Here is an 11747-nt window from a genome sequence, read left to right as displayed (position 1 = left end):
TTTGACTCTTTTTATTTGTGAAGCTCGAAGCGGCGACGTTCACCGACTCGAGCCTGTTGCACGCAACGACAAGCTATGTGATTCGGTCCGCTCATGCAAGTGAGCCGTCGCCTCCAATTTGAGCCGTTAAACGGTATGGAGGTTTCAGGATGATATTTCGTCGGTATAGAAGGACTAAAAACGGGAAGGTGCTCGATGCGCACGAGTACGGCTATCAGGCGTGGCCAATCAGGCCTAGGAAAACGAGGAAGAAGAAGCGCTAGGTAAGATCAGCGCCTGCCTACGGGCAGGCGCATCATACCAACATCCCTTATTTTATGGGTGGCTTACCGATATGAATCTGCTGAAAGACCCTTGGCTTCCCTTCCGTGCCCGGGATGGAAGCACTACCTATCGCCCGCCTTCGGCTATTGCCTGCCCGGATGTCGTTGATCTGGCCTTGCCACGGGCGGACTTCCAGGGTGCGGCGTATCAGTTTCTGATCGGCTTGCTGCAGACGGTGTACCCTCCTCAGGAGTACGGCGAATGGGTGGACCGCAGTATCGAGCCTCCTAGCGTTGCGGCACTGGAAGAGGCATTCGCGGATTTCGCAGCGGCCTTCGAGTTTCAAGGCGACGGTGCGCGCTTTATGCAGGATCTAGACCCGCTCGAGGATGCCAAGCCTGGCCCGGTTGCGGGGCTTTTGGTCGACTCGCCAGGGGCCAACGGCCTTAAGTTGAATACCGATCATTTCGTCAAACGAGGTCGAGTCGAGGCGATCTGTGAGGACTGCGCGGCGCTAGCCTTATTCACCATGCAGATCAATGCGCCATCCGGCGGTGCGGGCTATCGCGTTGGGCTGCGGGGCGGTGGCCCCCTGACCACGCTAGTGCTTCCTGACCAGGCGGATGCAACCCTCTGGGAGCGGCTGTGGCTGAATGTGATGCCCCTCAAAGCGTTCACTGCTAAAGGCCGCGTTGCTGACCGGCGCCCCGATGACGACACCCTTTTCCCTTGGATGGGGCCGACGCGCGTCAGCGACAAGAAAGGCAGCGAAGTACTGCCGGAACAGATGCACCCCCTGCATGCGTATTGGGCCATGCCACGGCGTTTCCGGCTGGACGTCCGTTCGGATGAGGGCTGCTGTGACCTTTGTGGCCGCCCGGTATCGCAACGGGTGAGCGAGATCCGCGCCAAGAATTATGGTGCCAACTATGATGGCCCCTGGCAGCACCCTCTTACGCCTTACCGCCGCGATCCCAAGAAGCCCAACGAGCTGCCGCTTTCAACCAAGGGCCAGCCCGGCGGATTGGGCTACCGGCACTGGTCGAATCTGGTTCTTAGCGATGCAGAAGGAAGCGGCGCCCTGCCAGCGGGCGTGATTCATGACTATCTCAGCCACAAAGTGGATTTCGTGGCCCAGGAGCGGCGTGCCGGTGAGGAGATAGATGCGTTGCTAAAGCCCCGGCTATGGGTCTTCGGCTACGACATGGACAACATGAAGCCGCGTGGCTGGTACAGCGTGGAAATGCCGCTGGTCGCAGTGCCGCCGGATCAACAGGAGCGACTGCGCACCTGGGTGCAGGCATTCATCGAGCTTTCCCGCCAGACGGCCTGGATGTCCCGTACGCAGATCAAAAACGCTTGGTTCTCGCGCCCTGCCGATGCCAAGGGTGACCTGACGCCTATCGACAGTCAGTTCTATGAAGCCACGCAGGCTGAGTTCTTTCGCGCCTTGTCTGGGCTTCAGCAGGCCCTTCAGCAGGGTGAGGGGCCGCATATGCCGTCTCAGGTGGCTAAGGCCTGGTATTTGGCGCTTCGCCGTGAGGCACTGACACTGTTCGAAACCCAGGCCCTAAGTGGTCCCTTCCCCGAGTTGGATATGAAGCGTATTACCCGCGCGCGCCGCCAGCTTTCGGCGTGGCTGTCGGGGAAAAGTAAGGGCAGTAAGGTCGTGACCCAATTTGCCCAGCAGGGTGGTTTCACGCTGACTGACGCCAAAGCAAGCCCATCAACCGAAGAGGCCGCACCATGAGCCAGAGCGAAACGCCGGAGATGGCCGATACGCCGTCATCAGAGAAAAAGGTGCCGGAGAGATTGCTGGCGCTGTCGCCGGGTGAGGCCTTCAAGGTGCGGGTCTGGTGGCAGCATTTGACCTTGTCCCCGCAGGAGTTGGCGACACACACCAAGGCGCCGCCCTGGCCGAAAGGCATGCGTGCTCGGCTGCGGCGCTGTGAGTCGACCGAAGCCGCCATGCTGAGTGAAGGCTTCCGACATCTGTGGCAGTCCTTGCCCGAGCAGCCCACTCAGTATCGTGATGAGCGCTTGCAGCAGTGGAGCTGCATCGCCTTGGTACTGGCCGAGGTGCGTGCAGAAACCCCCAGTGCCTCTCTGGGTAGCCGGCTGGGGCAAGAAAAGAATGGCACCGGTAAGCCTTGCATGAGCGAGCTGCGTTTTCAGCAGTTGATGGACTGCCATTCTCCACAAGAGCTTGTGCAGCGGCTGCGCCGTGCACTGGCGCTGATTGATAAACGCGACATCAGCGTGGTGCATTTAGCGGACAACATCGCCCTATGGTGGCGTGAATACCGTGGCCGTTTACACGCCGAGCCTTCGAAGCGGCTGGGTTTCGTGTGGGCCAACGACTACTTCGACGCGCTGGCGAAGTACCAGCGCGATAGCGACTGATCGACTTTTCATCACCTATACGACGACAGGGACTTTGACCATGAGCCACTTCATCCAGCTACATTTGCTGACTTCCTATCCGCCGGCTAACCTCAATCGCGATGACCTGGGGCGACCCAAGACCGCCATCATGGGGGGCGCCAAGCGTCTGCGGGTATCGTCGCAGAGCCTCAAACGCACCTGGCGTACCTCTGCACTGTTTGAAGAGGCGCTGGGCGAGCATCGCGGGCAGCGTACAAAGCGAGTGGGAATAGAAGCCAATGATCGCTTGCGCGAAAAAGGCGTGAAGGAGAAAGATGCCAGGACTTGGGCAACCGAGATCGCCAAGGTGTTCGGTGACGTAGCCAAGAATGAGCTGGCAACCAGCCAGCTGGTGCATGTCGGTCCCGAAGAGCAAGCCGCAGTGGATGCCCTGGTCGAGACGCTGGCGGCCGAGAACCGTGCTCCTGATAAAGCCGACCTGGACCTGTTGAGGCATAAGCCGGCGGCTGCCGATATCGCTTTGTTTGGCCGCATGCTGGCAGCGGTGCCCGCCTACAACGTCGAAGCAGCTTGCCAGGTGGCGCATGCCATTACCGTGCACGCCGCCGAAGTCGAAGACGACTACTTCACAGCGGTTGATGACCTCAAAGAGGGAGACGAGGATCGCGGCGCCGCCCATATCGGCGAGGCGGGGTTTGGTGCGGGCCTGTTCTACACCTATATCTGTATCGACCGCCGGCAGCTAGTCGATAACCTTCAGGGCAACAGCGAGCTGGCCGAGCGTGCCATCGCTGCGTTGGTAGAGGCCGCCGTGCGTACCTCTCCCAAGGGCAAGCAGAACAGCTTTGGCTCACGAGCTCATGCCAGTTACGTGCTCGCTGAGCAGGGCGACCAGCAGCCGCGCTCCCTTTCCGCAGCCTTCCTGCGTCCCGTACAGGGCCAGGATCAGGCGCTGGAGGCCATCACTCGCCTGGAGCGCCAAGCCAAGGCCTTCGACACCGCCTACGGCCCCGGTGCCGAGCGACGTTTCGTGGTATCCGCTGAGCCGGATTACGCTAAGCCCGATCTCGACGGCGAGGTGCATACCGGCAGTCTCGCGTCGCTGATCGAGTTTCTTCACGCTGCGCAGTAAGGAGCCGATATGACGGACTATCTGGTCTTTCGGCTTTATGCGCCGCTCGCCAGTTGGGGCGAGGCGGCTGTGGGTGAAACGCGTCCCACCGCCACCCATCCTGGGCGTGGTGCGATCATCGGACTGCTGGGCGCAGCGCTGGGCATCCGCCGCGACGACGATGCCGGCCAGCAGGCGCTTGGCGAAAGCGTGCGCGTCGCCATAAAGCAGCGCTCGCCCGGCACCTTGCTGAGGGACTATCACACCGCACAAGTTCCCTCGACCCAAAACAAGGTGACCTATCGCACTCGGCGGGATGAACTCAACGCACCGCGCAAGGTGCTCAACACGATTCTTTCCAGTCGCGATTATCGCTGTGATGGCCTGTGGACCGTGGCGGTTTGGGCCACCGCATCGGCCACGATATCGCTCGAAGCCTTGGAAAAAGCACTAGAGCGACCGTGTTTTCCACTCTTCCTGGGGCGCAAATCATGCCCGTTAGCGGCCCCTTTGGCGCCGCGCCGGGTACCCGCCGAGACATTGCGGGCTGCCCTCGATAGCGACTTCGAGCCCATCCTTCCTGGCGAGAGGCATTTGCTGAGATTGCCGGATGAAGTGATGTACTACTGGGAAGGCGACGCCGAGTGCCTCGACGGCGAGGGTCAAGGTGCGGAGTCCAGCGAAGTCTGGGATCAACCGCTGAATCGGCGCCGCTGGCAGTTTGGGCCACGCGTCGAATATCGGCGCTTCGCTCGTGATGCCAACGCCAAGGAGGCGCGCTGATGTATCTCTCACGTGTTCGGGTCGATCTCAACGGCCTCTCCCGCGAGAGCCTGTTCGAGATCATGGAGGGCGGCGCTTATGCGGCCCACCAATTGCTGTGGCAGCTGTTTCCGGGCCATGAAGGCGCCAGGCCTTTCCTTTTCCGCCAGGAGATGGAAGAAGGTGATGCTAGCCAGAGCAAGGTGCCCAAGGGGTTGCCGCTATTCTATGTGCTTTCAGATCGCGAGCCGGCCGCGCGACAAGGGCTGCTGGACGTGCAGTGCAAGCTTTTCGAGCCGAGCCTGTCGGCAGGCGATCAACTGGCCTTTCGGCTGCGCGCTAACCCCACGGTAGCTAGGCGCGTTGAAGGTGCCAAGCATTCGCCGCGCAGCGACGTGTTGATGGCGGCGAAGAAGCCGTTTCCACCCGGGCAACGCACCAGCGAAGAATGCGTGCAGGCGATGGATCAGGCCGCACGTGACTGGCTCAAGACCCGTGCTGGTAGCAGCGGCTTTCGCCTGGTCGCGGATCCGGAAGTGGGCGGCTATCGTCAACATGCCCTAAGCAAATCAGGGCGGCGCGATGCCATCCAGTTCTCCAGCGTGGATTACGAGGGCCTGCTGGAGGTTACCGACCCGGGGAAGCTGGTCGAGACGCTGGCTACAGGGTTGGGGCGCGCCAAGGCCTTCGGCTGCGGATTACTGCTGGTACGTCGCCCCTGATCCGTCACCCTGAAAGAGCAATGGCAAGGAGGCCAAGATGGGTTTTATTCCCCTCAAGCCGATCCCTGAGAAAGATCGCATGTCGATGATCTTCGTCGGCATGGGACAGATCGACGTGCGTGATGGCGCCTTCGTCGTCATTGATGAAGTGAACGGCGAGCGCATGCATATTCCCGTCGGCTCAGTGGCCTGCTTGCTGCTTGAACCAGGCACCCGGGTCTCTCATGCCGCTGTCAAACTAGCGGCGACCGTGGGCACCTTGCTGATCTGGGTGGGCGATGCTGGCGTACGCCTCTATAGCGCGGGTCAGCCCGGAGGTGCGCGTTCCGATAAGCTGCTTTATCAGGCGAAACTGGCGCTGGATGACTCCTTGCGGCTGAAAGTCGTCCGCAAGATGTTCGAGCTGCGTTTCGGTGAACCGCCACCCTCGAGACGTAGTATTGAGCAGTTGCGCGGCATGGAAGGCGCTCGGGTCCGCAAGACCTACCAAATGCTGGCCAAGCAGTATGGCGTGAAGTGGCAGGGGCGTCGCTATGACCCAACGCAATGGGAGTCGTCAGACGTGGCCAATCAATGCCTATCTGCCGCCACCGCCTGCCTGTATGGCATCACCGAGGCCGCGATTCTAGCGGCAGGCTACGCGCCTGCCATCGGTTTTTTGCATACCGGCAAGCCTCAGAGCTTTGTCTATGACATTGCCGATATCGTCAAATTCGAGACCGTAGTCCCCGCGGCCTTTCGCATTGCCGCGCGTCAACCCGCGACGCCCGAGCGCGAGGTGCGCATCGCATGCCGTGATGCCTTCAAGAAAAGCCGTGTGCTGCAGCGTCTGATTCCCATGATCGAAGACGTATTGGCGGCAGGCGATATCGAGCCGCCTCCGCCAGCGCCGGAAGCCATGTTGCCCGCCATTCCCGAACCCGCCTCCGTGGGTGACCAGGGACACAGGAGCAAATGACATGGCCATGCTTGTCGTTGTGACAGAAGCCGTGCCACCGCGTTTGCGCGGTAGGCTCGCCATCTGGCTGCTGGAGATTCGTGCTGGGGTCTATGTGGGGGATGTCAGCCAGCGCATTCGCGAAATGATCTGGGAGCAGGTCGATGCATTGGCTGAAGACGGCAACGTTGCCATGGCCTGGTCCAGTAACCACGAATCAGGCTTTGAATTTCAGACCTATGGTTCCAACCGACGCGAGCCTATCGACCACGATGGGCTGCGTTTGGTGCGCTTTTTACCTCAAGAAACCAACTGATTGATTTTATTGGATCTTTAACAAAACGCATTGATCGAAAAATGAGCAAAATCGCTGGTGGAATTTCCAACAGCGATTTTGTTCTTTCTAAACAATCGTCTACGATTAGTCCGATCCCCGCAGGCGCGGGGCTCAACCGGCCGCGCAGGCAGCGGCCGGGATGAGAACGTCCCGATCCCCGCAGGCGCGGGGCTCAACCGTTTGCCGGTGACGACATAAACAGCCATTAGATACCGATCCCCGCAGGCGCGGGGCTCAACCATCAAGAGTCCCGAAATTAACTAGAAAATCGACCCGATCCCCGCAGGCGCGGGGCTCAACCGTCGGCCTCGACCGGATCGGAGGCCATGACGCCCCGATCCCCGCAGGCGCGGGGCTCAACCGCGACCAGATGCAGGGGTTCGAGATAAATGTGGCCGATCCCCGCAGGCGCGGGGCTCAACCGCTCGTTATCTGAGCCCTTGCCGACGCCGATCTCCGATCCCCGCAGGCGCGGGGCTCAACCGGGACTGTCAGACTCCACCGCTATCGCCGGATACCGATCCCCGCAGGCGCGGGGCTCAACCGCCCAACGATCAGAACTACAAGGTGGACTGGACCCGATCCCCGCAGGCGCGGGGCTCAACCGTTTACTGAATCGCGGTATGACTTTCTCTTATACCGATCCCCGCAGGCGCGGGGCTCAACCGTCCTGCCATGGTGTCACCTCCCGGTGAGTGTTCCGATCCCCGCAGGCGCGGGGCTCAACCGCTGAATGCCGGTGACATCGCCGGTGCCTGTAACCGATCCCCGCAGGCGCGGGGCTCAACCGGCAAGAACCATGTCAGACACCGACTATAACAGCCGATCCCCGCAGGCGCGGGGCTCAACCGGTCATCGTCGGTATCCCAGCCCAGCAGGCGAACCGATCCCCGCAGGCGCGGGGCTCAACCGCCGACCTTCATCAAGGGGTATCGCGCCGATACCCGATCCCCGCAGGCGCGGGGCTCAACCGCGCCCGCGCGGCCCTGCTCCACCCAGGCGCGCCCGATCCCCGCAGGCGCGGGGCTCAACCGCGCTCATAGCCATCGACTCGCCGGAAGCCGCCCCGATCCCCGCAGGCGCGGGGCTCAACCGCCATCGCCAACGGCGCGCTGAATAACTCGGAGCCGATCCCCGCAGGCGCGGGGCTCAACCGCGCGTAATTCTTCGTCTAGCGACCGTTCTTCTTCCGATCCCCGCAGGCGCGGGGCTCAACCGGTCTTTTCATTCTTCTGATCGGTTTTGGAATGCCGATCCCCGCAGGCGCGGGGCTCAACCGCGATCGGCACCGGCAACGACTCTTACGACGAACCGATCCCCGCAGGCGCGGGGCTCAACCGCTTCCAGGGAGTCGGTCAGGCTGTCGGCGGTGCCGATCCCCGCAGGCGCGGGGCTCAACCGTTCAGCCTGAGGGGGGCGATAGTGATGGTTAGCCGATCCCCGCAGGCGCGGGGCTCAACCGCATCCATTTCAGGCCGTAACGCAGGCACCAGGCCGATCCCCGCAGGCGCGGGGCTCAACCGTGCCAACAAATTTTCAGTTGATTGTGTAAAGCCCGATCCCCGCAGGCGCGGGGCTCAACCGGGTCAGGAGGTTTCAGACCATACGAACCGCCGCCGATCCCCGCAGGCGCGGGGCTCAACCGGTGCATACCCGCGTTACCGGCACCGCGGCCAGCCGATCCCCGCAGGCGCGGGGCTCAACCGGGAGGGACACCCATTGAAACCGATAGACGTACCCGATCCCCGCAGGCGCGGGGCTCAACCGAATGCCCGGCTGCAGGCCATTGCCGATGCGGCCCGATCCCCGCAGGCGCGGGGCTCAACCGAATGAGGCATGGTCGGCATTCATCGAGGATCCCCGATCCCCGCAGGCGCGGGGCTCAACCGCGCAGCGGAACCGCCGGTGACCGCATGGGCCACCGATCCCCGCAGGCGCGGGGCTCAACCGTATTACGGCGTCGGCGCCCTGCTGGCCCTGGACCGATCCCCGCAGGCGCGGGGCTCAACCGCCGGGAGGTGCCGAGTGACCCAACCCACCCACCCGATCCCCGCAGGCGCGGGGCTCAACCGCGCATGAAGCGCCCGTCCGACGGCGGATTATCCCGATCCCCGCAGGCGCGGGGCTCAACCGCGTCGCCAGTTGCGCGACTACACCCTGGTCATCCGATCCCCGCAGGCGCGGGGCTCAACCGGTCGCCCAGCAGCGACTGGCGATCCTCGAGGACCGATCCCCGCAGGCGCGGGGCTCAACCGTCGCCTAGCACGTATCCCGGATCTGTTGCATGCCGATCCCCGCAGGCGCGGGGCTCAACCGCAAAGCCCCACCGCCTTCGGGCGGTGGGGCTTCCGATCCCCGCAGGCGCGGGGCTCAACCGGGGGACATATTGATGGCTTTATGTGACATAAACCGATCCCCGCAGGCGCGGGGCTCAACCGCAGATACGTCGGCGAACCTGGTTGCCACCATTCCGATCCCCGCAGGCGCGGGGCTCAACCGGTTCGGTTGTCGTCATCGAAGACCCGCTTGGCCCGATCCCCGCAGGCGCGGGGCTCAACCGAACACGCACCTGAGCCGCGAGGTCCGCCAGGCCCGATCCCCGCAGGCGCGGGGCTCAACCGGGCACGAGGGTGAGTAGACGGAGCGCAAAGGTCCGATCCCCGCAGGCGCGGGGCTCAACCGAGAGCGTCTTCCCACCAGATCGAGGCAGTGTCCCGATCCCCGCAGGCGCGGGGCTCAACCGACCGGGACGCCGCCGAGGACATGGCGCTAATCCCGATCCCCGCAGGCGCGGGGCTCAACCGGCGCCCGATTCATTCGTGATGCCGGCCTGCGACCGATCCCCGCAGGCGCGGGGCTCAACCGTACCAGAATTACGCCCGCGACTCGGCATTCGGCCGATCCCCGCAGGCGTGTTCACTGCCGCCCAGGCAGCTAGAGCGAGTGCTATCAACAGCACCGGTGAAGACACCGAGTATGGTATGAGGTGGTCTTAGGTGTTGGCCCCGCTGTTTCAGCGTTAGGCTGATTGTCCATATCCACCAGTGGAGTGCTGCCATGACGTCTTCTTTTGATCAGGCGCTTGCCGCTCTCGATGCCTTGCATGGGCAAGACCCAAGAAGTGTCGAGGTCGAGGGCGAGTTGCTACCCCGCGAGCTGTGGCATGCGCGGCGGATGAGTGCCTGGCTGTCGAGCCTGCGAGATTCGCCGGATGAGTTGTTGTGGCTGGCGGTACGCGGTCAGCATCTGCAGCGCTGGCAGGTGCCGCGCGAGGATTACCCGGAGGGCCGAGTAGGGTATCTCACCTGGCGGCGCGATCAGGGCCGGCGGGCCGGCGAGATCACGGCGAAGGCGATGGAAGAGGCCGGTTACTCGTCCGAGCAGGCCGAACGCGTGGCGCAAATGATCCGCAAGCAGGGCCTGGGGCGTGATGAGGGCACTCAGGCGGTGGAGGATTGCGCTTGTTTGGTGTTTCTGGAGAACTACTTCGCCGACTTCTCGAAGCAGATAGAACACGGCCATCTGATCCGCATCGTGCAGAAGACCTGGAAGAAGATGTCGCCGGCCGCGCATGAACTGGCGCTTGAGCTGCCGATGACGCGGAAGGCGCGCGCTTTGGTAGAAGAGGCGCTGGCATAAGAACGCCGTGGAACGCTTGGCGCTCTAGCGGTAGCAGCTAGCCCGGCTCAAATGGCCGGGCCAACCTTGTGAGGCTTGGTGAGGGGTGGCCTCACTCGACGATGGCGTTCAACCGGTCGGGGAAGTTGGTGAACATGCCGTCGACGCCCCAGTCGAGCAGCCGCTGCATGGCGTCTGGCTCGTTGATGGTATAGGGGTGCACCAGCAGGCCGTTGGCGTGGGCCTGTGCGACGAAGTCGGCGTCGATCACGTCCTGGCCGTCATAGACAACGTTGGGGCCGATGCCGATGGCGTAGTCGGCGATGGCCTTGAAGTCGGCGTCGGTGATCTCGGCGGGGGCCGGGGTCACACCGGTCCATTCATTGAGGCCATCGCCGTCTTCAGCGGTGGAATACCACACCAGTTGTACCAGTGGGATATCGGCATTGAGCGCATGGATCTGCTCGAGGCTGTCCTGGCTGAACGACTGGATGACCACGGCACCGGCGTCCACCAGGCCTTCGGCTTCAAGCGTCTCGACCAGGGCACGCTGCAGTTCGGGGTAGCGTTCGGGCGACTTGGTCTCGATGTAGTAGCGCACGTCGTCGCCGTAGCGGCCGATCACTTCGTCCAGGGTCAGCAGCTTGGCGCCGGCATAGTCGTCGTTGGCGTACTCGGGGTGGGCCTGGTTGAACCAGGAGCCGGCATCCAGGGCCTTGAGGGCGTCAAGGCTGTGATCCTTTACGTTGCCTTCGCCATTGGTGGTGCGCTCCAGGGTGTCGTCATGAATCACCATCAGTTGGTTGTCGGCGCTCATGTGCAGGTCCAGCTCGAGGTAGTCGGCCCCCATGTCGCGGGCTTTGTCGTAGGCGAACCAGGTGTGCTCCGGGGCGTAACCACTGGCCCCGCGGTGGGCGATGATCTGGAAGCCCTGCAGGTCTTCGAGCTGTTGTTCGAGGGCATCGGCCTGGGCGGCGAGTGGGCTGATGCCAAGCGCGAGAACGGCGGCGAGCGGTAGACGAGAATGGTGTTTCATAAGGCGCCTTTTATTGAATGTGTGTGCAATAACCTAGCGTGCCTATTGTGCATTGGCAAAGTCATGTGTTGGCAACATCAGGTCACGCCTGGGAAGAAGGCCGGGAATGAAGGTCTGCTGGCTGATACCAGCGCAGTCGAGATGAGGACAGAGGATGAAAGAAGTGCAGATGGGAGGCTGATGACGTTGACAGGCGGCCTAGGGGTGCCTAAATTGCAAATGACAATCGTTATCATTTATTGGCCCTATCAAGGAGAGCATCATGCCCTATCAGATCGATACCCGTCTCAAGGGAGCCAATCCTAGCCTGCAGATTCGTGATTCAAGCTCTGGCTCTGTGCGCTTGGCCTGGGAATACCCGCGCCAGGCGGCGTCGGATGGTGAAGATGAGGAATTGCTGGCGCTCAAGCGCGAGGAGGCCATCCATGAGCTGTTCCGCCGCCTATTCCTGCTGACCACAGAGCAGTACCTGAAAGGTGAAGCCGGTGATGGCGGAGGCACACGGATGTGAGCGGCCTAGCGAGTGCGCCGCGCCCGGTGTGTGGGCGCGGCGACTCGGCAATGTCTGAAAAGTA

At 62.5% G+C, this 11747-nt stretch carries 10 protein-coding genes and 1 CRISPR repeat array; of the genes, 9 read left to right on the top strand and 1 reads right to left on the bottom strand.

Features of this window, described 5'->3' with window-relative positions; genetic code table 11:
• Window positions 1-334: 334 nt before the first annotated feature.
• The 8 genes from casA (at window position 335) to HUS66_RS09190 (ending at window position 10157) form a co-directional block, all read left to right on the top strand.
• Window positions 335-2014 (top strand): type I-E CRISPR-associated protein Cse1/CasA, encoded by a 1680-nt coding sequence (casA, locus tag HUS66_RS09225; protein WP_175070623.1) that lies wholly within the window; start codon window positions 335-337, stop codon window positions 2012-2014.
• Entirely contained in the window at window positions 2011-2667 is a 657-nt protein-coding gene (gene casB / locus HUS66_RS09220) for a type I-E CRISPR-associated protein Cse2/CasB (protein WP_175070622.1), read from the top strand. Before casA ends, casB begins: the two co-directional genes overlap by 4 nt.
• 40 nt (window positions 2668-2707) lie before the next feature.
• Window positions 2708-3781: a type I-E CRISPR-associated protein Cas7/Cse4/CasC gene (cas7e, locus tag HUS66_RS09215; protein ID WP_175070621.1), complete on the top strand. Its 1074-nt coding sequence runs from the start codon at window positions 2708-2710 to the stop codon at window positions 3779-3781.
• A 9-nt stretch (window positions 3782-3790) separates the two neighbouring features.
• A complete protein-coding gene (cas5e, locus tag HUS66_RS09210; protein WP_175070620.1) occupies window positions 3791-4543 on the top strand; it encodes a type I-E CRISPR-associated protein Cas5/CasD in 753 nt (250 codons plus the stop codon).
• On the top strand, window positions 4543-5244 hold the full coding sequence (gene cas6e / locus HUS66_RS09205) for a type I-E CRISPR-associated protein Cas6/Cse3/CasE (RefSeq protein WP_175070619.1): 702 nt from the start codon (window positions 4543-4545) through the stop codon (window positions 5242-5244). Before cas5e ends, cas6e begins: the two co-directional genes overlap by 1 nt.
• 37 nt (window positions 5245-5281) lie before the next feature.
• Window positions 5282-6202 (top strand): type I-E CRISPR-associated endonuclease Cas1e, encoded by a 921-nt coding sequence (gene cas1e / locus HUS66_RS09200; protein ID WP_175070618.1) that lies wholly within the window; start codon window positions 5282-5284, stop codon window positions 6200-6202.
• Between the two features lies 1 nt (window position 6203).
• Window positions 6204-6497, top strand: a complete 294-nt coding sequence (gene cas2e / locus HUS66_RS09195) for a type I-E CRISPR-associated endoribonuclease Cas2e (protein WP_175070617.1) — start codon at window positions 6204-6206, stop codon at window positions 6495-6497.
• Window positions 6498-6607: 110 nt separating this feature from the next.
• A CRISPR array of direct repeats spans window positions 6608-9383; the repeat unit is 29 nt; unit sequence CCGATCCCCGCAGGCGCGGGGCTCAACCG.
• Window positions 9384-9575: 192 nt separating this feature from the next.
• Window positions 9576-10157, top strand: coding sequence for a DUF4202 domain-containing protein (locus HUS66_RS09190; RefSeq protein WP_175070616.1), 582 nt, complete (start codon window positions 9576-9578; stop codon window positions 10155-10157).
• 91 nt (window positions 10158-10248) lie between these two features.
• Here HUS66_RS09190 and HUS66_RS09185 read toward each other — a convergent pair whose 3' ends face one another.
• On the bottom strand, window positions 10249-11172 hold the full coding sequence (locus HUS66_RS09185; protein WP_175070615.1) for a glycerophosphodiester phosphodiesterase: 924 nt from the start codon (window positions 11170-11172) through the stop codon (window positions 10249-10251).
• Window positions 11173-11434: 262 nt separating this feature from the next.
• Here HUS66_RS09185 and HUS66_RS09180 point away from each other — a divergent pair, with 262 nt between their 5' ends.
• Window positions 11435-11683, top strand: a complete 249-nt coding sequence (locus tag HUS66_RS09180) for a hypothetical protein (RefSeq protein ID WP_175070614.1) — start codon at window positions 11435-11437, stop codon at window positions 11681-11683.
• The last annotated feature ends 64 nt before the right edge of the window (window positions 11684-11747 follow it).

The sequence above is a fragment of the Onishia taeanensis genome (assembly GCF_013349955.1).
Taxonomy (GTDB): domain Bacteria; phylum Pseudomonadota; class Gammaproteobacteria; order Pseudomonadales; family Halomonadaceae; genus Onishia; species Onishia taeanensis_B.
Note: the sequence above shows the minus strand (reverse complement) of the source record. Positions and strands in the feature narration are given on the sequence as shown.

Bases quoted from the DNA above. Each gene is read 5' to 3' on its own strand.
- casA (WP_175070623.1), top strand. From the start codon at position 335: ATGAATCTGCTGAAAGACCCTTGGCTTCCCTTCCGTGCCCGGGATGGA.
- casB (WP_175070622.1), top strand. From the start codon at position 2,011: ATGAGCCAGAGCGAAACGCCGGAGATGGCCGATACGCCGTCATCAGAG.
- cas7e (WP_175070621.1), top strand. From the start codon at position 2,708: ATGAGCCACTTCATCCAGCTACATTTGCTGACTTCCTATCCGCCGGCT.
- cas5e (WP_175070620.1), top strand. From the start codon at position 3,791: ATGACGGACTATCTGGTCTTTCGGCTTTATGCGCCGCTCGCCAGTTGG.
- cas6e (WP_175070619.1), top strand. From the start codon at position 4,543: ATGTATCTCTCACGTGTTCGGGTCGATCTCAACGGCCTCTCCCGCGAG.
- cas1e (WP_175070618.1), top strand. From the start codon at position 5,282: ATGGGTTTTATTCCCCTCAAGCCGATCCCTGAGAAAGATCGCATGTCG.
- cas2e (WP_175070617.1), top strand. From the start codon at position 6,204: ATGGCCATGCTTGTCGTTGTGACAGAAGCCGTGCCACCGCGTTTGCGC.
- HUS66_RS09190 (WP_175070616.1), top strand. From the start codon at position 9,576: ATGACGTCTTCTTTTGATCAGGCGCTTGCCGCTCTCGATGCCTTGCAT.
- HUS66_RS09185 (WP_175070615.1), bottom strand. From the start codon at position 11,172: ATGAAACACCATTCTCGTCTACCGCTCGCCGCCGTTCTCGCGCTTGGC.
- HUS66_RS09180 (WP_175070614.1), top strand. From the start codon at position 11,435: ATGCCCTATCAGATCGATACCCGTCTCAAGGGAGCCAATCCTAGCCTG.